The organism is Paenibacillus montaniterrae, assembly GCF_018403185.1.
GTDB lineage: Bacteria > Bacillota > Bacilli > Paenibacillales > Paenibacillaceae > Pristimantibacillus > Pristimantibacillus montaniterrae.
The window spans coordinates 1-227 of the sequence record NZ_BOSE01000071.1; the positions used below are offsets into that span (position 1 = coordinate 1).

At 54.2% G+C, this 227-nt stretch carries 1 rRNA gene; it reads right to left on the reverse strand.

Features of this window, described 5'->3' with window-relative positions:
- Window positions 1-227: ribosomal RNA gene (locus KJS52_RS27215) — 23S ribosomal RNA — on the reverse strand; the annotation flags it as partial.

The following is a 227-nucleotide window of genomic DNA, read 5'->3' on the forward strand; positions in this document are numbered from 1 at the left end:
GCTCTGCTCGCCTACCTGTGTCGGTTTGCGGTACGGGCACCTAGATCTCACTAGAGGCTTTTCTTGACAGCCGGAGCTCATGACCTTCGCTACTGCAATGTTCACTCCCCATCACAGCCCAGCCTTATGATGTGCGGATTTGCCTACACATCAGCCTCACTGCTTGGACGGACAATCCATCAGTCCGCGTCACTACCCTTCTGTGTCACCCCATTGCTCAAACAATC